The organism is Fischerella muscicola PCC 7414 (assembly GCF_000317205.1).
Taxonomy (GTDB): domain Bacteria; phylum Cyanobacteriota; class Cyanobacteriia; order Cyanobacteriales; family Nostocaceae; genus Fischerella; species Fischerella muscicola.
In genome coordinates, this window is the sequence record NZ_AJLK01000124.1 from 96,522 (window position 1) to 116,952 (window position 20,431).

The 20,431-nt window shown below is 43.2% G+C and carries 14 protein-coding genes; 6 read left to right on the top strand and 8 right to left on the bottom strand.

Features of this window, described 5'->3' with window-relative positions:
• Positions 1–148: 148 nt before the first annotated feature.
• The 4 genes from UYI_RS0119920 to UYI_RS0119935 all read left to right on the top strand — a co-directional run bounded on the left by UYI_RS0119920 (position 149) and on the right by UYI_RS0119935 (position 5,130).
• Positions 149–2,869 carry a CBS domain-containing protein gene (locus UYI_RS0119920; protein ID WP_016868440.1) on the top strand — a complete coding sequence of 907 codons (2,721 nt, stop codon included), beginning with the start codon at positions 149–151 and terminating at the stop codon, positions 2,867–2,869.
• Positions 2,870–3,346: 477 nt separating this feature from the next.
• Positions 3,347–3,850, top strand: a complete 504-nt coding sequence (locus UYI_RS0119925; RefSeq protein ID WP_009460015.1) for a hypothetical protein — start codon at positions 3,347–3,349, stop codon at positions 3,848–3,850.
• A gap of 247 nt (positions 3,851–4,097) precedes the next feature.
• Positions 4,098–4,523: an MAPEG family protein gene (locus UYI_RS0119930; RefSeq protein WP_016868441.1), complete on the top strand. Its 426-nt coding sequence runs from the start codon at positions 4,098–4,100 to the stop codon at positions 4,521–4,523.
• A 115-nt stretch (positions 4,524–4,638) separates the two neighbouring features.
• A complete protein-coding gene (locus tag UYI_RS0119935) occupies positions 4,639–5,130 on the top strand; it encodes a YajQ family cyclic di-GMP-binding protein (protein WP_016868442.1) in 492 nt (163 codons plus the stop codon).
• Positions 5,131–5,194: 64 nt separating this feature from the next.
• On the opposite strand, the gene UYI_RS0119940 is transcribed toward UYI_RS0119935, so the two are convergent.
• Together UYI_RS0119940 and UYI_RS0119945 are read right to left on the bottom strand one after the other, a co-directional pair.
• Complete coding sequence (locus UYI_RS0119940) at positions 5,195–5,752, bottom strand: glutathione S-transferase family protein (RefSeq protein WP_016868443.1); 558 nt, start codon at positions 5,750–5,752, stop codon at positions 5,195–5,197.
• 200 nt (positions 5,753–5,952) lie between these two features.
• Positions 5,953–6,417, bottom strand: coding sequence for a hypothetical protein (locus UYI_RS0119945; protein WP_016868444.1), 465 nt, complete (start codon positions 6,415–6,417; stop codon positions 5,953–5,955).
• A 329-nt stretch (positions 6,418–6,746) separates the two neighbouring features.
• Between UYI_RS0119945 and UYI_RS0119950 the strand changes: the two genes are divergently transcribed.
• On the top strand, positions 6,747–7,460 hold the full coding sequence (locus UYI_RS0119950; RefSeq protein ID WP_016868445.1) for a tetratricopeptide repeat protein: 714 nt from the start codon (positions 6,747–6,749) through the stop codon (positions 7,458–7,460).
• Positions 7,461–7,633: 173 nt separating this feature from the next.
• On the opposite strand, the gene UYI_RS0119955 is transcribed toward UYI_RS0119950, so the two are convergent.
• Both UYI_RS0119955 and psaM read right to left on the bottom strand, forming a co-directional pair.
• A complete protein-coding gene (locus UYI_RS0119955; protein WP_016868446.1) occupies positions 7,634–8,044 on the bottom strand; it encodes a slr1601 family putative cell division protein in 411 nt (136 codons plus the stop codon).
• A 395-nt stretch (positions 8,045–8,439) separates the two neighbouring features.
• On the bottom strand, positions 8,440–8,535 hold the full coding sequence (gene psaM / locus UYI_RS0119960) for a photosystem I reaction center subunit XII (protein WP_016868447.1): 96 nt from the start codon (positions 8,533–8,535) through the stop codon (positions 8,440–8,442).
• Between the two features lie 182 nt (positions 8,536–8,717).
• On the opposite strand from psaM, the gene UYI_RS0119965 reads away from it, so the two are divergent.
• A complete protein-coding gene (locus UYI_RS0119965; RefSeq protein WP_016868448.1) occupies positions 8,718–9,974 on the top strand; it encodes an FGGY-family carbohydrate kinase in 1,257 nt (418 codons plus the stop codon).
• Positions 9,975–9,982: 8 nt separating this feature from the next.
• Here UYI_RS0119965 and UYI_RS0119970 read toward each other — a convergent pair whose 3' ends face one another.
• From UYI_RS0119970 to UYI_RS0119985, 4 genes are all read right to left on the bottom strand, one after another.
• Positions 9,983–11,542: an HlyD family efflux transporter periplasmic adaptor subunit gene (locus tag UYI_RS0119970; RefSeq protein WP_016868449.1), complete on the bottom strand. Its 1,560-nt coding sequence runs from the start codon at positions 11,540–11,542 to the stop codon at positions 9,983–9,985.
• A gap of 287 nt (positions 11,543–11,829) precedes the next feature.
• A complete protein-coding gene (locus UYI_RS0119975) occupies positions 11,830–14,619 on the bottom strand; it encodes a peptidase domain-containing ABC transporter (protein WP_026086068.1) in 2,790 nt (929 codons plus the stop codon).
• 146 nt (positions 14,620–14,765) lie between these two features.
• On the bottom strand, positions 14,766–15,521 hold the full coding sequence (locus UYI_RS0119980) for a peptidylprolyl isomerase (protein ID WP_016868451.1): 756 nt from the start codon (positions 15,519–15,521) through the stop codon (positions 14,766–14,768).
• Positions 15,522–15,659: 138 nt separating this feature from the next.
• A complete protein-coding gene (locus tag UYI_RS0119985) occupies positions 15,660–19,736 on the bottom strand; it encodes an esterase-like activity of phytase family protein (RefSeq protein ID WP_016868452.1) in 4,077 nt (1,358 codons plus the stop codon).
• Positions 19,737–20,431 lie beyond the last annotated feature (695 nt).

Here is a 20,431-nt window from a genome sequence, read left to right on the forward strand (position 1 = left end):
GAGAGCATTCCAATTTTTTCAAAATATAAAACGAAGTTGCTTAGATTAACACTCTGTGTTCATTTGCTTTAGCCTCTAGGTTTAAATATGCTCCCATGACCAATGACCAATGACCAATGATCAATCACTAATGACTAATGACTAAACTATGGATTTAATTCTTTGCCATACAACAGCTGATTTTGATGCCTTGGGGGCGGCGGTAGGGCTGACGCGTTTGCTTGCAGGTAGCAAGATTGTGTTAACTGCCGGCGCTCATCCACCAGTGCGGGATTTTTTGGCATTATACCGAGATGAATATCAGTTGATTGAACGGCGTTCTGTCAATCCCAAAAAAATTCGTTCTTTGACTGTAGTAGATACTCAATATCGCGATCGCTTGGGTAAAGCGGCAGAATGGTTAGATTTACCGCATCTTGAAGAAATCATAGTTTATGATCATCACCTTGAGCAACATAGTGATATCCCCGCAACAAAATTACACATTGCTCCTGTAGGCGCTACCACAACTGTGATAGTGGAAGAATTGCAAAAACAGCAAATTCCCCTATCGACAGCAGAAGCAACGGCTATGGCGCTGGGTATCCACGTTGATACAGGTTCGCTGACCTATGACCACACTACACCACGAGATGCTCTCGCCTTAGCTTGGTTGATGCAGCAAGGAGCAAATTTATCAGTTGTTGCTGAGTATGTAGAACCTGGCTTGTCTCCACAATTACAGCAGTTATTAGCAGAAGCTCTTGACAATTTGCAATATTTCTGCATAAGAGGTTCTACCCTAGCTTGGGTAACACTAGTAACTGATAGTTATGTACCAGGTTTATCGAGCCTAGCCTCAGAATTGATGGAGTTGACAGAAATAGATGCTTTATTATTGGCAAACAAATATTCTGTCGGCGAGGAAGACTCACGCTTAACAGTAATTGGGCGATCGCGAATTGGTGGTGTGAACCTCAACCAAATCTTTCAACCATTTGGTGGTGGTGGACATTCGCAAGCAACATCACTGAATCTGCGGGGTGTAAATTGCCAAGAAATACTCAATCAACTATTGGAAGGGTTAAAAGCGCAAATTCCCTATCCACCGACAGCACGGGATTTAATGTCATCGCCAGTTCGTACGATTCGTCCAGATACCACAATCGAGGAAGCACAGCGGATTTTATTACGCTACGGACACTCTGGTTTATCTGTAGTCGATGCCCAAGGCAAATTACTAGGTATTATCTCGCGTCGGGATATAGATATTGCTTTGCACCACGGCTTTAGTCATGCACCCGTCAAAGGTTACATGACGATCAACTTGAAAACAATTAGCCCTGATACTACCCTGCCAGAAATTGAGTCATTTATGGTGACTTATGATATTGGAAGGTTGCCTGTATTAGAAAACGGGCAATTAGTAGGTATAGTCACCCGCACTGATGTATTGCGGGAGTTGCATCAGCAAAATGATAATGAGAGGGGCAGAGGAAGGGAAAGGGGAACAGAGGGGGAAGATGATGTTGAGATTCCGACATTGGGAGAATTGCGCGATCGCCTTAATCCCAAACTCTGGGAATTACTCACCAAAGCATCTGCCCAAGCCAAGCAACGGGGTTGGCATTTATATTTAGTAGGGGGAGCAGTACGCGACTTACTCCTAGCTAAAGAAGCATCTGGTAGCTTGTTAATTCAAGATATCGACTTAGTAGTCGATGGGTTTCACAAAGCCGCAGATGTCGGTGCGGGTGTAGAGTTAGCCAAGGCACTCCAGCAACTTTACCCAGCAGCACGGTTAGAGATTCACGGTGCTTTTCAAACTGCTGCTTTACTTTGGCACAAAGATCCAGAATTAGACTCTTTATGGGTAGATATTGCCACTGCCAGAACAGAGTTTTATCCTTACCCAGCCGCAAACCCCGAAGTCGAAGCTAGTTCTATTCGCCAAGATTTGTATCGGCGTGACTTTACCATCAATGCCTTAGCACTAAGACTTACGCCTCCTCGGGCTGGGAAACTCCTGGATTTTTTTGGTGGTTTGCTGGATTTACAAGCAAAGCAAATTCGGGTTTTACACGCCAACAGCTTTATAGAAGATCCCACCCGGATTTATCGGGGTGTGCGCTTTGCCGTGCGTTTTGGATTTAAAATTGAACCGCAAACAGAAGAATATATCCGTTATGCCATCAACAGTGGTGTTTACGATCGCACTACCAAAGAAAATAATAAAACCCCTGCACTGCAAACCCGTCTGAAAGCAGAAATTAAACACATTCTAGAAGCAACCTATTGGCAAGCTGCTTTAGAGTTACTCGGAGATTTGGGGGCGTTACAGTGTATTCATCCAAGTTTGAAAACACTAGATGAAGAGTTATTACGGCAATTACGGTTGCTAGAACGTTGTTTACGCAAATTTGATGCTGAACAAACTCTGCTGACTCATTGGCAAATGCGCCTAGAAGCGATTATCGCTCACCTGGTTCCAGAATATCGGGCAAAGGTCGCAAAGAATCTGCAATTACAGGAAGATAGTATTGAACGCTTGGAGAAATTAGCTCAAGCACAAGCTGAGATCACAGATGCTTTACCCACTTGCCAACTCAAGAGCCAGGTGGTGAAATTATTAAGATCCTACGATTTGCCGATGCTGATTTTAGTGGCTTTACACAGTTCTCGGGCTATTAGAAAAATCCTGTGGCATTACTTGACAGTTTGGGCAAATATTCAGCCTATCTTAAATGGTAATGATTTGAAGAAACTCGGTTACAAACCCGGGCCACAATATCGGCAAATGCTAGATGATCTACTAGCTGCGACATTGGATGGAGAGATTCGCGATCGCACTCAAGCAGAAAAATTTTTGGCACAGCACTATCCTCAGTAGTTTATGGGTATTTCCCCAAGGAACTGTCTTGAAAATGGGTATGGGGGTATAAGGCTGTAGGGGTGTAGGAGGAGTTAAATTTTCATATTCTCATTGTGTGATTTATCACATGAGTGTCTAGCTTGAAAATAGGGATCGGGGATTGGGGAACTCTTAACAGGAAGTGTACCTAGTGGTTGATCGCATTAATTTTGCTGGGCTACAAGATCCCCGACTTCAAGATCCCCGACTTCTTCAAGAAGTCGGGGATCTGACTCCTCACAACTTCTCATAACTTTTGCGATAGACCACTAGCTTCGCAAAAATCAAATAGGAATCCCATCGCATGAAAATCTCTTCCCAATCCCCGATCCCCATATTTCAAGTCAGACTAATGTTGCAATAATACTAATACAGCTATATATAACTTAAAGCAGCTTTGCGTTTGCTCTCAGTCTGATAGAATATCTAGGTTGTTTAATCTGATTCCGTCCGTCTTTGAGTCAGTCAATAGACCTTATCAATATCGATACATTAGCCCAAGAACTGGCGACCATCCAGCAAACTGGTTCTAAACGAATCGCCTTATTGGGTTCCCGTCATGTCCCGATTACGCATCAAAATCTTATTGAGATGATGACTTACGCCCTGGTTTTATCAGGCAACCAGATCATCACCTCTGGTGCAACGGGTACAAATTCAGCTGCGATCAAGGGAGCAATGCGGGCCGATCCCAAATTGTTAACTGTGATTCTGCCCCAAAGCTTGGAACGCCAGCCCTATGAATCCCGCCTGCAACTAGAACAAGTTATGCATTTGGTGGAAAATCCTAGTAACGATCATTTGTCCCTCGCAGAGGCTAGTTACCTGTGCAATAAGGAGATTGTCTCCCGTTGCCAGCAATTAATTTGCTTTGCGTTTCATGACAGTGGTACTCTATTGCAAACTTGTCAAGAAGCAGAAGAAAATAGAAAATTGGTGACGCTATTTTACTTCGATTAGTTATTAGTCGTTATGCCAGCGGTACATTCCCTCCAAAACTATTAGGAGTGAGTTTTGTCAACTGTAAGACTAGTGACTCTTGAGTAATGGCTAAGCTTAAACATTATGGACACATTGCGAGTCAGAACAACTGTCTTGCAGGTGTCCTTGGGTTTGTGCAGCTGTTAGCAATATAAGCAGCTAATCTGAATTTTGGATTTAAGATTGGGAATTTAATTTTTTCAAATAATTATTATAAATTTTATTTATGTTGATGCAATTATTGCCGTCTCCAGTTTCTGCAATTTTTCTGTATGCGATCGCTGCTGCGGCTGTACTGATTTATCTACCGTTTCTATTGGTGAGTTATGCCCGGGCGCGTGTAGGCTATGATCTGTATGCTCCCCGTGCTATGTTTGATAAACTGCCACCCTATGCTCAAAGGGCAACTTGGGCCCATCAGAACTCTTTTGAAACATTTATGATATTTGTTGCCGCAGCATTAATGGCATATATTACAAATGTCAATTCTCCCACAGCAGTAGGAGCAGCTATTGTCTTTGTTGTAGCACGATTTTTGTACTCAGCTTTTTATATTTTAAATATTGCCATTTTGCGCTCTCTCATGTTTGCCATCGGTTCCCTGAGTACTGCTATTCTGTTTGTGCTAAGTATAATCAAAGCTACAAGTTAATTATTTTTTGTTGTTTGTTGATTGTTGTTTGTTGTTTGGAAGAATCATTAACAACGAACTAGCAACTATCAACTACCAACACAAACTACTGACCATCTACTACTAATTTTTTCTTATGGCTTCTACGTATTCCTTTGATATTGTGAGTGATTTTGACAGACAAGAATTGGTTAACGCTGTCGATCAAACTTCGCGAGACATTAAAAGCCGTTACGACCTCAAAGATACTCAAACTACAATAGAGTTGGGTGAACAAAGCATAATTGTTAACACTGATAGCGAGTTCACCTTAGAATCTGTACACAATATCTTGCGAGAAAAAGCCGCCAAGCGTAACCTTTCTCAAAAAATCTTTGATTTTGGTAAAGTTGAGTCAGCTAGTGGAAACCGTGTTCGCCAAGAAATCAAATTGAAAAAAGGCATTAGTCAAGAAATTGCCAAGCAAATTTCTAAGTTAATTCGCGACGAATTTAAAAAAATCCAAGCCTCAATTCAAGGTGATGCTGTGCGTGTCAGTGCTAAGAGTAAAGATGAATTACAAGCAGTTATTCAACGTTTAAAACAAGAGGACTTTCCTGTCGCTTTGCAATTCACAAATTATCGTTAAATTGGTTAGTTGTTAGTTGTTAGTTGTTAGTTGATAGATAAACAACCAACAACCAACCAAATCTTTATTTACGAGAACCGATAGTTGCTTGAAAAGCAGGGCGTTCAGACAGGCGTTTCATATAGGTAAATACAGCTGGGTGAGAACTCAAGTCTATCTTTAACATTAGGGGAATAAAAGATAGAATTGACCCTACTGCAACATCAGCAACAGAAAATTTACCACCTACCAAGAATAGTTGACGTTGGAGAATTTCGTTGAGGGGAGTCATCAGACGAGGCATTTCTCGCTCACGATTGGCTTCTACAAATATGCCTGTAGCCAAGGTGGAATTAGCAAACAATACCCACTGAGCCATTTTTGCCCTTTCTTCTGGTGAGTGCTGGACTTTACCATACTTTTCATCCAGATAAAGTAAGATTGCCCCTGATTCCCACAGTTGCAAATCACCATCAACAATTGCTGGCACTTTCCCCATTGGGTTAATTGCTAAGTATGCTGGTTGACGATGTTCTCCAGCTTGCATGTCTAGCATGACAAACTCGTAGGGAATTCCCAATTCTTCGAGATACCATTGCACAATTGAGGCACGACTACGAGCGCCACCGTAAAGTTTAAGCATAGATAATTGTTGGTTGTTAGTTTTTGGTTGTTGGTTGTTAGTGGTTAGTGGTTAGTAGTTGTTCACTACTCCTCACACCCCATCCTACCTTAAGCCGCGCAAAGCGCGTCTACACACCCTTCACACTCCCCATCACCCCATCTCCCCACCTCCCCACTGCCCCTAATCCCCACCAGGGGCCGGTGAGTTCCCCACCTCCACTAAAGAACCTTATGAGTGTGGGAATGCTGCTTGACGTTGTCTTCTTTTGTGACAACTCGAGTAGCGTTCAGTACGCGTTTGCGTTCGGTGGAATATTGAAAATCTGTATAGGTAGTGCCAATGGGGATTAAGGATTTTGCGTTTTCCTTGCGCTTGTAGGTGCGTGCAGCGGCAAAAGCGCGTTGCACAAATTCATCACTAAACTGGGCTGTCTCTGGAAAATTTGATGGCTTTTGCAGTGTATGACCATCCACAACAGTTCCCAAAGTTGTGGCGCAAGCAAATTTGTAGGAAGTAGGAATTCGTTTGACAAGGGCTTCTAAAGCGGCTGAGGGAATAGGTTCTATAACTTCGACTTGATGAACTTCTCCGTCTTCTTTGATGAAGCAGGTAGCTAAACCGATGACTATGTAATCTTCGGTTGTGAGATCAGGTGCATTGGGGCAAGAAACTGCTGTTGTCATAGGAATTTATTTTCAAAACTATAAGTTCAACTAAAAAAGTCTGAATGGTTTGTTGGCATTTTACCAAGTTGTTGCTCCTACTACTTGACTAGTCTACTAGATTGATATTTCCTGTTTCTGGAATTGAACTTGGGGATGACGTATCTACTATTAAACTCAAGGATTAATTTAAATATGACGTTACTCATCGTGTAGTGATGGGTAATATTCATATAGGGTGCTTATCTATGTACTCATAGACACCTTTGTAAGTGACACAGGGGCAAAACCACAAACACTACAAAATATTGTAAGTTGATTCACAGAGCAAGCAGCTCAGGCAGGAAGATATGAACAGCCACTCATTTTTAGCATCTGGGGAACAGCAAAATCACAGATACAATAACGTGTTAAAAACTACCAAAACTCTTCAGCAGCGAGAAAATAACGGTAGCGGCGAATATGCTTTCGGTGACAGCTACTTACGCTCTTGTGCTTTGAAGTCAGCCCAACGAGGAGACTATACTGAGGCGATCGCACTGTTGAGTCAGCTGATCAACCGTCATCCCCAAAATGCAATTGATTACAACAACCGGGGACTAATTTATTTTCAATGTGGCGAAAGCCAAAAAGCTTTTTGCGATTACAATACAGCTTTGCAACTCAATCCTAAGTTGGCTAGTGCTTATAATAATAGAGCTAATTACTATGCTGCTCGTGGGGAATTAGTAGCAGCGATCGCGGACTATGATCAGGCACTGGATTTGAACCCTAGTTATGTCCGAGCATGGTTGAACAGAGGCATTACTTTACGCGACTTGGGACAATATGAAGAGGCTATTGATAATTTTGAGGTAGCGCTGCTGTTTGGTCAGTTAGAAGGTCGTATTTTAGCAGAACGTGGTAGAACTTACCATCTCTGGGGTGACTGGAATTGTGCGATCGCTGATTATCGTCGTGCTTTGCTTTTACTACCGTCGTTTGACACTACACAGGATATTCCAGGTTCGCGCTTGCGTTTACTAGTGGAAAATTGGTTCAACGAGTTAACCAAAATTCAGTGAACAGTTACCAGTGAACAGTTATCAGTGAACAGTGAATAGTCAGAACAAAGAATAGAAAAGTGACTTCATCTGTATAAACATTCAAATTAACATTTTTACTTTAAATTCTCTAACTTTTAAGTTGTAGAGATGAACTGATAACTGGTAACTGATAACTGATAACTGATAACTGATTAGGGAGAAGATTCTGCTTGTTCAACTTCTAGCGCTTTCGGCTTTATAAGCATAATAGGACGCTGGTTTGGATCAAATCGGTATCCCTGCTCTTGCATAATGCTTTTAGCTTGACGCGGATCAAAATTACGGCTAAATTCTACCTTCAGAGTGTTTACTCGTGCCTCTACCTGCCTGAGTTCCGTGTTAATTTCTTGCAACTTAGCTTGTCGCGACCAGTGATAAGGTAAAAGTTTTACCAGTGCAGTTACTGCTGCTACAGAAATCACAACATTAACCCCTATCTTGACTGTTGTCTCCAACGCCATCACTTGATAAGAGCGTTGACGTAGATGCCGCTTTGGTCGAGGAGCAACTCGGCGTCTTGGTATTGGTTGTAGCGGGGGTCTGGATGGTTGAATAGCATTCATAATAATTATAAAGAACCTCGCTGATTAATATTGATGCACCGCAACAATGCTCCAGGGCTGTTTACGGTTTTATTTAGCTGTCATATTACTTCATTTTTCGGCAATTGCTACACGTATGCAGTTAGTTAAAAATAAACCTAGCATACGTACGTATCTACACATAAAGTATTCACGGTACTAAACCGTTAACTTCCGGCAAATGTACCCGTATTACCAGGTTTATTGGCTTTTATATCGATTTTAAAAGTACATGAATAAAGCAGAAAACAGTGATGCTGAAGGGAATAAGTACGAACTATACAACAACTCGGAATTAGGAGGGCAAAATTCAGAATGAAGGATTATTCCGAATTGCTGCTCCCCAATTCCGACTTGTATTTGGTTACGGCAATGGTTTATTTATAAAGTTCTGTTGCTAACCGCCAAGCCAGAAATCCTGGGAGCAGAGCCACAACCAGAGCGATGTAGACTTGAGTATCAGATATACTCATGGTTTCAAACCTCCTAATCTGAATAAATTTTGATTACGTTTACTACTTTTCCTTGTTTTGCCAAGAATGGGGAATAGCTTGTTACAAGATGAAACAAAACGAGTGGGTTAGTTGTTAGTGGTTGGTGGTTGGTAGGGAGGCAAAGCTTTGTATCCCTAACTTAGTCAAGGATTGTTAAGAAGATGGGTTTTTATTTGGGTATTGATTTTGGGACATCTGGCGCACGAGGTGTGGTGGTTGATGAAGTAGGGATTGTGCAACAACGGGTGCTATACCCGTTTGAGATGTCCCCTGGCGTTGACTTAACCAATGTCTGGCAGATGGCTTTATTTAACCTGCTAGAGCAAATTTCTGGGGAATTAAGGCGAGAAATTAAGGCGATCGCGATCAATGGTACTTCTTCAACTGTCTTATTGTGTGATGCTGTCGGCAATCCTGTAGATGCGCCTTTGCTGTACAACGATGGAAGGGGTGCTGTGGTGATGGATAGGTTAAAGAGTGCAGCACCCCCAAATCATACTGTTTTAAGTACAACCTCAAGCCTGGCAAAGCTTTTGTGGATGTCACAACAAGCTTTTTTCACACAAGCTAAATATTTTCTGCATCAAGCAGATTGGCTAGCATTTCTGTTGCATGGGCGATTGGGTATTAGCGATTACCATAACGCTTTAAAACTGGGTTATGACGTAGAAGCTTTGCAATATCCAGAATGGTTAGAGAAACTGCAAATTTCTATTCATCTACCTAAAGTAGTGATTCCTGGTAGTGCCATCGGAGAACTACGCCCAGAGATTGCTGCTAAGTACAATTTGCCCAAAGATTGCTTGGTGTGTGCTGGTACAACAGACAGTATCGCGGCATTTCTGGCTAGTGGTGCACAATCCCCAGGAGAGGCGGTGACTTCTGTTGGTTCTACACTGGTGCTGAAGCTTTTAAGCCGTACCCGTGTAGAAGATGTCAGATATGGTATCTACAGCCATCGTTTAGGGGATTTATGGCTAACTGGGGGCGCTTCTAATACTGGTGGTGCTGTACTGCGGCAATTTTTTACTAAGGCCGAATTAGAAAATCTGAGTCGGGAAATTGATGCCAGCCAAGCAAGCGCTTTGGATTATTATCCCTTGTTGAAACCGGGCGATCGCTTTCCGATTAATGACCCCAATTTACCGCCACGATTAGAACCACGTCCAGATAATCCTGTGGAATTTCTACATGGGTTATTAGAAAGTATTGCCAGGATTGAGGCACGCGGATACGAGTTATTGCAAGAATTGGGGGCAGATAAGTTAACTCGTGTTTATACAGCTGGCGGTGGTGCGGCAAATGACACTTGGACGGCGATTAGGGGGCGGTATTTAAAAGTCCCAGTGATGCCTTCTGTGAATACAGAGGCGGCTTATGGAACAGCGTTATTGGCGATGCGGGGAATGAAAGAATAAACCTTTACTTACCTAACAAACTTCAAGCTTTCCATTTTCTTTGTAAACAGGTCAGTAAAAATACTAGCAACGTTGCGTTTGCGAAGTTTGATATTAGTACTTACTGACATCCCTGATTGCAGATTAACTTGGCGATCATTAATCATTAAATACTGTCGTTCAAGAACGACCTTTGCGGGAAATCTGTAGAAGGGATAAATATTGTCAGGGGGTAGGGCGTCGGAACCAACCCAGACTAGTTTACCTTTGATATCCCCAAATTCACTGTAAGGAAATGAATCAATTCTTACATCGACATTCATACCTTCTTTAACAAAGCCGATATCGCGGTTGGTAATAAAGACTTTGGCAACAAGGGATTGATTGGGAACTATTTTGAGAATTGGCGCCGAAGAGTTAGTTACATAGCCAGGGTTACGGGCTTGTAAGTCGAACACTGTACCCGAAACGGGGGCTTTTAGTTCTTGGTAGCGTAGGTTTTGCTGGGTCTTGCTGATTTGACTATCAATTTGGGCAATGCGCTGTTCGTTTTCAACGATAGCTTTAGTTAATTGACTGTCAATTTCTGCTATCCGCTTTTGATTGTCAGCAATTTTAGTTAGTAACTCATTTTTACTGAGGGCGATGGCATTCTTTACCTTCTCGTCAGCTTGTGTAATTGCATACTGGAGCCGTTTTTCTTCTTCTAAAAGTCGATCTACCTCTGCTTGTCGACTAAGGAATTGCTGCTGCTGCTTGTAATACTGATTCCTAGCAATTCCTCCCTCATTTGCCAACACAGTCAAGTCTGTGAGAATAGTTTTTTCGACTGCCAGTAATTCTTTGGCACTAACCAACTGAACTTGAGTTTGTTTCAACTGCTTTTGCAATTGATCAACTTCCAACTTAGCAGCACTAATGCGCGATCGCACTTCCGATTGGGCAGACTGCAACCGTTGCTGTTGTTCTGGGGTTAATCCTGCACCAGTGCCAGCACCTTGTAATTGCAGGCGATACAGTCGATTTTCGGCAACCAATTCTGCCCGGTGTTTGGTCAAAAAAACTCGTTCAGAAGGTAACGATGTCAGCAGTTGCGTATTTGGGGAAGTTTTACCACCCATTTGCATTTGGTAATACTGATTTTCTGCCAGCAAAGCAGCGCGAATTTTTCGCAGTGATGTTTGTTCGGCATTATCAACCGTTGGATCAAGAGCAAGCAATAAGTCACCTTGTTTGACTTGTTGCCCATCTTTGACCAAAATCCTTTTGGCTACACCCGCAACAGGTGCTTGCACTTGGGTAACAGCCCCTTCTGGTTCGAGTTTACCTTGAGCAGGAATCGCCTCTTCAAACTGTGCCACAGAAGCCCAAATTACCCCAGCAGTAGTCATGCCGATTAAAGTCCATACTACTGCCCTCGGTAAAATCGAGGACTGTCGCAACACCACAGGCTGATCAAACCGTTTAAGTGTTGGTGATACATCAAGGGAAGGAGTTGCTAAGGATGTGCCATTTAGAGTCGAAACAGCAGTTTTACCGTTGTTTCCATGACCATTAGAGTCAGGATGGGAACCGTTTGAGTTATTCATGGGGAGGTGGGGAGGTGGGGTGATGGGGGGCTAGGGGTCCCCACTTTGTGGGGTTGGGGGGCAATGGGGAACTCACCGGCCCCCGCGACCGACAGGGAGGAGCCAGTGCGGTGGACGGGTTTCCCGGCATAAAGCACCTGGCGTTGGGGATTAGGGGCAGTAGGGAGTGTGGGGAGAGGGGGGAGTCAATAATAAATTAACTGCTAACTAGTAACAACTAACCACTAACAACCAACAACAAACAACCAACAACAAACAACCAACAACAAACAACAAACAACCAACAACTAACTACTAACTACTAACCCATCCTGTTGTTGATACAGGTGGTAGTAGCGGCCACGTTTGTGCATGAGTTGGGTATGAGTACCGCGTTCTGCTACTTTGCCTTGGTGCATGACTACAATTTCATCTGCTTGTTGAATTGTGCTGAGGCGGTGGGTGATGATGAACATTGTTCGTCCTCGGAAGGCTTGGATTAAGTTAGTACATACTTGCCGTTCGGTGTCGTAGTCGAGGGCGCTAGTTGCTTCGTCCAAAATTAATAATTGGGGATTTTGTAGGATAGTACGAGCGATCGCAATCCGTTGTCTTTGTCCTCCCGAAAGTGCGGAACCGCGTTCACCAACACGTGTTTTGTAACCGTTGGGCAAGTTCATGATGAAGTCGTGGGCGACTGCTAGTTTGGCAGCAGTAATCACTTCTTCGCTGGTAGCGTCGGGGTTGGTGAGGGCAATATTTTCTAGAACTGTGCCGTCAAATAACAACGTGTCTTGGGGAATAATGCCAATTTGCGATCGCAGTGAATACAATTCGACTTTACTAATGTCGTAACCATCGATAAGAATTCGACCTGCGTTTGGTTCATACAGACGCGGTAGCAATTTCATCAACGTACTTTTACCAGAACCACTCATCCCGACGATTCCTACCACCCTTTGAGCCGGAAACGCTAAATTAATATTGTCTAATTGCAGTGAACCACTTGCAGAAAACCGGAAAGAAACGTTTTCGTAAGTGACAGCGCCCTGAATGGGGGGCATGGGAATATTATCTTGGTCGGCTTGTGTGACTTCCTGGGGCGTATCAACAATATCACTCAGACGCTCTAAAGACAGGGCTGTTTGTTGGAAATTCTGCCATAATTGCAATAATCTTAACAATGGACTAGTAACGTACCCCGCAATAATACGGAAAGCAATTAATTGACCCAATGAGAGTTCGCCCTTGAGTACTAAGTATGCACCGACCCACAGCACCAGTAATCCAGAAAGCTGATTAAGAAAATTACTTGCCGAACCAGCAGCAGTAGAAGTCACTATAGTTTTAAACCCAGATGAAACATAGCGGGCATAGTGTTCTTGCCATTGCCAACGGGTACGCAACTCTATATTTTGGGCTTTAACAGTCTGAATCCCAGAAAGTACTTCTACTAAATAAGATTGGGTTTCGGCATTGCGTTCGGCTTTTTCCCGTAGTTGTCGCCTGACTATTGGTGCTGCTATCAAACTGAGCAAGGCAAACAAAGGAATGGTAGATAAAGATACCAGTGTTAACACCCAGCTATAAATTAACATGACAATGATGTAGATCACCGAAAAGACAGAATCTAACACCACACTCAAAGCTGTACCCGTGAGAAAAGAGCGAATGTTTTCTAGCTCATTTACCCTAGTTGCTAATTCTCCCACCGGATGGCGATCAAAGTAACGCAGAGGCAAACGCAACAAGTGATCGATAATTTCTGAACCCAAGGCTAAGTCAATTCTATTGGTAGCTTCTGCAAATAAGTAAGTCCGCAAAGTACCGAGAACTGCTTCAAAAATTGCCGCTAACAGTAAAAATATACCCAACACTTGCAAGGTGTCGATACTGTTTTGTACCAAAACCTTATCGATGATCACTTGAATCATCAACGGGTTGGCAAGTCCAAACAACTGCACAAAAAACGAAGCTACCAGAACTTCCAATAAAACTGTGCGGTGACGGTTAAGCGAAGGCAAAAACCAACTCAAGCCGAATTTCTGTTGCGGTGTTGCTGCGGTTTTTGTTAGTAAAAGTACCTGTGCTTGTTCACCCCAATTTTTGAGGAACTCAGCCATTTTTTGACGAACAATACCACGTTCTGGTACACCCAAAACCACTTTTGCATCGCTAGTTTCATAAACCACCGCCATGCTATCTTGCCAGTGAATCAACGCTGGTGTCGGTAAACGATTCATCGCCTTGGCTGGTATAGTCACCAATTGCGCCTTTAATCCCATGAAATCAGCAATTGCTCCACATAATTGCAGAGAAACTGGTTTAGTTAAATCTTTGTGGTTATTGGCGATCGCTTTGCGAATAGCCTCCCGGCGAAACGGCATCCCGAAATACTGACTCACCATCTGTAAACAGGCGAGAGTAGCGTTGTGCGACTCTTCGCGGACGTGGGGGTATTTTTTGGTGGGGAGGTGGGGAACTCGGGGCCCCCACTCCCCCAAGGGAGTGGGGATTAGGGGCAGTGGGGAGGTGGGGGGAGTGTGGGGAGTAGGGGGAGTGTGTAGACGCGGTAGCGGTGAGGGGGTCGCGGTCTTGGCGGTTCCCGTCACGATTGCGAACTCCCGAACCCGAAGGGCTTTCCGTAAGGGTGGAGTGGGGGGAGTAACTTTTGAGTCTTGACCCTTGTTGACAGTTGACTCCATGAAATAAGCTTTTAGGGCTGGTTCTTCTTCTAGCAGAGTCAAGAATTCCTCATGTGGAAGCACAAGGCAGAGGGTTTCTTCCTCACAAGCCATGACTTTTTCACAAGGAACACCCTGCAACAAGCTTTTCCACCCTACAATCTCTCCCGGTTGTAATCGTTGCAATGTCACGGGTATATTGCTTTGGGGGTCATGGCCGATCAGTCGCGCCTGTCCTGTATAGATGATTGCGACATCAGGCGGTAACTCTTGTAGTGGTAGGATAGCTTGTCCCATTCCATAACGCCGCACTTGCAATCTTTTGCACAATTGCTGCAATTTGGCAAGAGATAGTTGCTCAAAGGGTGCGATGCCTGATAGGAAGGTTGGGATTGCAGTGGGAGTTTGAGTCATAAAGCGAGGAGCAATTATCAAAGTGCCAACAACAATGAATTACAATCACCAATCACCCACCAACGAAAAATCTATCTGTGTCTATCTGTGTGCATCGGTGTGCATCGGTGGTCGATTTCCAAAAAAAAGACTTTTTCATCACTGAGTTACATTGGCAGTAAATTTCCATCCTCTTGACTGTTATTCATCGGGTTTAATTCTGCAACTTGTTGTCCCAGCCATTTGAGAAACAATTCATGGCGCAACTGCCAACGAGTGACATCATTTAACTCAGCAGGAAGTATCTTTTCTAACCTGAGGATGACAAACCACTGGTCTATGGGTGTGGGTGGTAAAAGCTGTCCTGGCTGGGTGACAGTTAGCAGTTTTGCCAAGGTGGGGTGGAGTTTACCTAGTTCTACTGGCCCAACAATACCTTTAGTGCGGGCTTCTTGCCCTATAGAATATTTGGGAGCCAGTTCCGCAAAAGATTGTTCCCCTGCTTGCAAACGGAAGTAAAGTTCTTGAGCAATACCACTATCTTTGGTATGAATGACGGAATAAATTACCCGATCTAGTTGCGGTTTACGCCTGTGGAAGTAAACATCAATCTGAGTTTCCCAGGTGGCTTGTTTAAACTTTTCTAGCCGTAATGCCCGTGTCACTAATTTACGGACTTGTTCGGGAGTCATACCACGACGGCGTAACCAAGCTTGACGTTCAGTCTGTGTTGTTAAACGTTGCTGTAAGTAAAATGCTTGACAGGCTTTTTCTGCTTCTTCTGGTGTGCAATCAAATGGTGCGATCGCCTGATCTATGATCATTTCTCGCAACAGTTGTGGTAATAACTGGTAGTTTGCCAGCAAAGGCACAATTTCTTCAGCCGTAACTTTTTGTTCGCGAACTTGTAAAACAACACTCATATCAAAATAAATTATTAACTGCTTTGACCTTCGTGTTCTTAGCGTCTACCCTACGGGAAGCCACTTCGTGTCTTCGCGGTTAAAAATAATTGTTAAACCGCGAAGACACGAAAGACGCAAAGGATTTTGATTCTTGCCTTAAGCAAAGGCAAAGTTTGCCTGAGTCAGATTAGTAGCTTGAATTCCCAGTAACACAGCAACATCTTGTCCATAAACACCCACGATGGTGTTATCGCCTTCTTGGCGAGTTGTCCAATCACTACCGAGATAGTCATAGGCAAAACTGACGTTAGCAAAGCCAATCACATCTTCTTCTCCACTGTTGAAGTCCGTGATTGTATTAGGCTTTGCTGGCAAGTCTGTTTCATCGGTAACAATCCAAAACTGATCGGCTCCTTCACCGCCAGTTACAATGTTTTCGCCTCCGCCAATACCAATATAGAATTCATCGTTACCTGCACCGCCGTTTATGGTATTTTTTGTACCAGCTAATACGATGTCATCATCATTGCCAGTATCAATTTGGTTGCCGCTACCAAATACAGCTACATCAACGATGTCATCGCCATCTCCGGTAAAGAGGGTTTGATTATCTCCAAAGAATAAGTCTGGATAAAGAGCAGCATTATCGGAATTGGGATCGTAGAGATAATCATCGAAATAATCATCTTCTGATGTACCGTAGATGATTGATTTAGGCGTTCCTAGCCGATAATCAAGGTTGAGGGGAGTGGACAATTCAACCTTGATAAACTCATTGTTATCTGGTTGTGAGGGATTGCGGATCGCGTTGAATGGATAGTTGTTGTCGTTGGCAAGCAAGACAGTATTTTCATCCAGAATCAAGATATCTTCAATGGTGAGGAAGGGGAAAGTAAAGGTGTTACTACCATCGCCGTTGAGGTCGTTAGGATCGGCAATGTTGAGTAAATCAATGACTTCCTCTTTGTAGAGATAGCCTTGTTCATTGGTTCGGGAAATATCGACTTTGAAGACTTTCTTGAATTCTGCTTCTGCTCCCGATTTTTCATCTCGTTCGATGATCAAGAATTCGGTATCGTTGATTGGGGTAGCATCGCCGATCGCATGACTTGGATCATCTACTTGATAGTAGCCAACTAAATCATCGCTAAAGGATTTTGTTGCAACGTCAAATTCATAAACACGTCGGGAGTCGGTAGGATCACCAGCAACATATCCTTCTAGTATCGGATAGAGGGTTTGGCGATCTGGGCTATAACTCATGGCTTCAAAACCACGGGATCTAGCCAGATTAGCGATCGCTTCGTCTTCTTCTACTCCTGGGTTTTGGGGAGAAGCAACATCATTGGCGGTGATTTTGTCTCTTGCTGCTATCCCATCATCGACAAAATCGCTGAAGTAGCCGTCTACTCCTAAGCGGATAAACTGCTCATACTCTAGTTCTGGGTTGCCGTTATAGTCGGGTGAAAGGTAAAATTTATCACTGCGGAAAGTGTAGGGATGCACCAACAAGCCTGCTTGGTGAGCATCGTACACTAGGGTAGTTGGTTCCTGTAGGTAGCGATCTGCATCACTGATTTGACCATCGCCGTTGATGTCGTCTGGTTGACCGTCACCATTCTCATCGACGGTCTTTGCTGGTACAATCAGCCTTTTGCTGGGGCCGATTCCTATAGCATAGCTGGCAATTTCTGTCAATCCTTCGGGAGTAATTAGGTCGGCGTAGGTTTTATCAATTCCCTGGAACACATAGTCGTAGGGAGCGCCGCTACCATCTATTAACTGCACCAAGGGAATATCCACCCCAGCATTAGGCATGATTTCATTTTTGAGTTCTTTGAGATTGGAGACTTCAAAGGACTGAATGAAAATGCGGTCAGGATCGATGAAATCGTTGGCAACTAGGGTATCAATTAAAATTTGTGAGGTATTGTAGTTGATGGGAGTGCCATCTAAAAATTTACCTTCCTTAGCAAAGTAGGTGGGGTGTTTGGTTTCAGGATATATACCAAGTTTTACGCCTGTTGCGGCTTCGTAGTCTTTGATGAAGTTAATGTATTCTTCCAGTGTGGGGATTTGGAAGTAACCATCATACTTCGCACTCTCAGGGCGGATATCTGGAATACGCTCAACTGCCCGCAGTTCTTTAATTTCAGCTAGGGTGAAGTCTTCGGCAAACCAGCCTGTGATACTGTCTCCATCTAAAACTTTGGTAGTCAGGCGATCAGCAAACTTCGCAAAATTCGCGACGTTAGTTGTCGCTTCACTGATAACGGGTTTACCGTTCTCGTCGTAAACAATATTGCCGTTTTCATCCGTCTCCACTGCTGCCAATACAGGTTCGTGACGGACGATTAGAACTCCATCTTTGGTAACAACTAGGTCTGGTTCCAGGAAATCTGCTCCCAATTCCGCACCCAAGTTGTTAGAGGCAAGCAAATCTCCGCCTAAATCGCCAATCGTATGTTCTGGACGAATGCCAGGCACACCACCCCGATGGCCAATGACGATTGGGTCTTGGCCGTTGAGGGTATTGAGCGGGAAAATATTTGGGGTGGAAATAGGGGCATCTATGAGGACGCCGTTACTGTCAAAATGCAGTAGATAGGGGCCGAATTCTTCACCAATCCAAATTGTGCCGTCTTTCCCCAAAACAATAGATTCAGGGTCGAAGTCAGCCCCTGTCAAGAATCGGTCTGTTGTGGTTTCGTTAACAATTTGCCAAGGAATTAGGTTGTGAGGATCGGATAGTTGGATATAGTCAGTCCACTCGGCGTTACCACTGCCATTGTCTGCGGTTTTGAAATCTGGATCGACTTTATAGATCCGCAGTAGATAATCAGCACTATTAGTCTGGCTACCAAAGCCGTTATCTGACAAAAACCAGTAGCTATCTGAATCGGCAAACTGCACACCGCTAAAACCTTGTACAGGTTGTCCTGGAAATGGCCCTGTACGCCCGTTATTGGAAATGGGTTTGCCATTACCATCATTTTGACCAGATGGCGGGCCTTCGGCATAGGTATCAGCAGGTAAGGAAGAAAATCCAACTAAAGAGGGTTGTTTCATAGTCAAATCCGTCCATACTAAACTGTGATCTGAAGAAGGTGTGGTAGTTGCATCTTGGCGATCGCCTACTAGTGAATACAGTGGATCTTTAGTGGTAGGCCAGAAGACTTCGGCGTCCTGAATTTTTAAGTTCTCAGACGGTAGAACATAGTCAACGCGGAGATTTCCTGGATTATTGTCATTGAAATCTGCTGTGTCATAGGCTGGATCGCTGATATGAGTGGTATTGTTTCCACCATCCAAAACAGCTTGTTCAGAACCACCCTGGCTGCTTGGTGTGACACTGGTATTAACAAGAGGATTTTCTAATATCTGTCGAATTGCATATTTGTAACTGTCGCCATCATTAGGATCAGCGTTTTGGTCGCCCAGAATTACAAAGGCTGCTTGTTCTGTCAGTCCACCGTAGTTACCGTTGTCATCATAGATGTAATCGCCTCTTCCAGGAGTGATATAGTCTGACCAAAAGCGAATCTCATCATGATTTCGCTTGCCATTGCGGTCTTCTGCACCATCGAATACAGGGGGTGTAGGATGACTCACCAACGCGTGAATTATTTGACCATTCACCTCGATTGGCACATCCCAATGACTCTTGGAAGATAGCCGTAAAACTTCTTGCTCTTGTTGAGAATACCAGGGAGTATCAGAATTAGGGAGAGCGATCATTGACAATAAAGAATCGGGCATATCCTTCCACAGGAAATTCTGGAAAGTACGTACGTTCTCTGTGTCAATTGGATATTTAGACAGTAATAGCATTCCAAACTGTCCAGGGAAATTGCCAAAACCAAAGGCATCGTCCCCGTATCCACTTTCTCCTGGTGTGGTTATAATCTTGCCATCGTTGTTGAGGTCATAGCCAGAGCTAATACCTGTATTGGAAGGAGCAATGTAGAAGTATGGATAGTCAACGGGATCTGCTCCATTTTGACTGACTTTTAAGTAGTTCTGCTGGAACAAATCAACTGCTTTGGTCGGGTCATCTGCATAATAATCAAATTCTTGAACACTGATGACATCTGGATTTGTGCGTTGAATAATCTCGGCAATGGCTTTGGCTTGAGAATTGTCTGGTGTGGATAAATCTTCAATTAGCTGCCCTTCCGTACTCCGGTTCAAGGAAGCGTTGAATTGGGCAAAGCGAATTGTGTCCTGTGTCATGGTGAATGTATCCGTAACTTTATATGACCAAGTACTTGCATATTTCTCGAAAAGAGTGAGTTATAGGAAAAGTTAAAGTGGGAGTTGCTTGCAGGAGATTTTGTAGTATCTATCTCCTCACTTTATGAAGTAGTAATTTTTTATGTACTTTACATTTTTAGTCTACTAGTTAATTAATATTTTCTAATTAATAAATAATGATTTATTGAATTTATTAACCTACAAGCTGAAGCAAATAGTTGCTCATAAACTCTATAAATCAGTACTTAACTAATTTCCTCCCTCTTCTTATTGTGTCTATTTTTTTATCAATTATATTGACAAAAATACACAGTATATTTGGCTTACATATTTAGCTCAAAATCATCTATTTCAGACTAAATAAGAAATAGAAACCAGATAAAATTTTTCAAACTGAAGCTGTTCCTCTTAAACAGATAAAGAAAAAGAGAGAACGAATGGAGAAATTTTTGTCTAATAACACTTAATGGCTTATTGTAGTTTAAAATCGCAGACTTAAAGGATGATATATTCACAGGTTAAGATTTGGTTAAAAATTTATTAATATTTACTTAACAGTTACTAATTAAATGACAAGTAATGGAGAGCGATCGCTTCTGTAAAAAAGCTAATATTTGAAAAATAGTATAATTTGTGACACACTCTCTTCATAGAAGCCATATCTACTAAGTAGG

Coding starts and splice junctions, on each gene's coding strand:
- UYI_RS0119950 (WP_016868445.1), top strand. CDS start 6,747: ATGAACAGCCACTCATTTTTAGCATCTGGGGAACAGCAAAATCACAGA.
- UYI_RS0119965 (WP_016868448.1), top strand. CDS start 8,718: ATGGGTTTTTATTTGGGTATTGATTTTGGGACATCTGGCGCACGAGGT.
- psaM (WP_016868447.1), bottom strand. CDS start 8,535: ATGAGTATATCTGATACTCAAGTCTACATCGCTCTGGTTGTGGCTCTG.
- UYI_RS0119920 (WP_016868440.1), top strand. CDS start 149: ATGGATTTAATTCTTTGCCATACAACAGCTGATTTTGATGCCTTGGGG.
- UYI_RS0119930 (WP_016868441.1), top strand. CDS start 4,098: ATGTTGATGCAATTATTGCCGTCTCCAGTTTCTGCAATTTTTCTGTAT.
- UYI_RS0119970 (WP_016868449.1), bottom strand. CDS start 11,542: ATGAATAACTCAAACGGTTCCCATCCTGACTCTAATGGTCATGGAAAC.
- UYI_RS0119975 (WP_026086068.1), bottom strand. CDS start 14,619: ATGACTCAAACTCCCACTGCAATCCCAACCTTCCTATCAGGCATCGCA.
- UYI_RS0119935 (WP_016868442.1), top strand. CDS start 4,639: ATGGCTTCTACGTATTCCTTTGATATTGTGAGTGATTTTGACAGACAA.
- UYI_RS0119955 (WP_016868446.1), bottom strand. CDS start 8,044: ATGAATGCTATTCAACCATCCAGACCCCCGCTACAACCAATACCAAGA.
- UYI_RS0119980 (WP_016868451.1), bottom strand. CDS start 15,521: ATGAGTGTTGTTTTACAAGTTCGCGAACAAAAAGTTACGGCTGAAGAA.
- UYI_RS0119940 (WP_016868443.1), bottom strand. CDS start 5,752: ATGCTTAAACTTTACGGTGGCGCTCGTAGTCGTGCCTCAATTGTGCAA.
- UYI_RS0119945 (WP_016868444.1), bottom strand. CDS start 6,417: ATGACAACAGCAGTTTCTTGCCCCAATGCACCTGATCTCACAACCGAA.
- UYI_RS0119985 (WP_016868452.1), bottom strand. CDS start 19,736: ATGACACAGGACACAATTCGCTTTGCCCAATTCAACGCTTCCTTGAAC.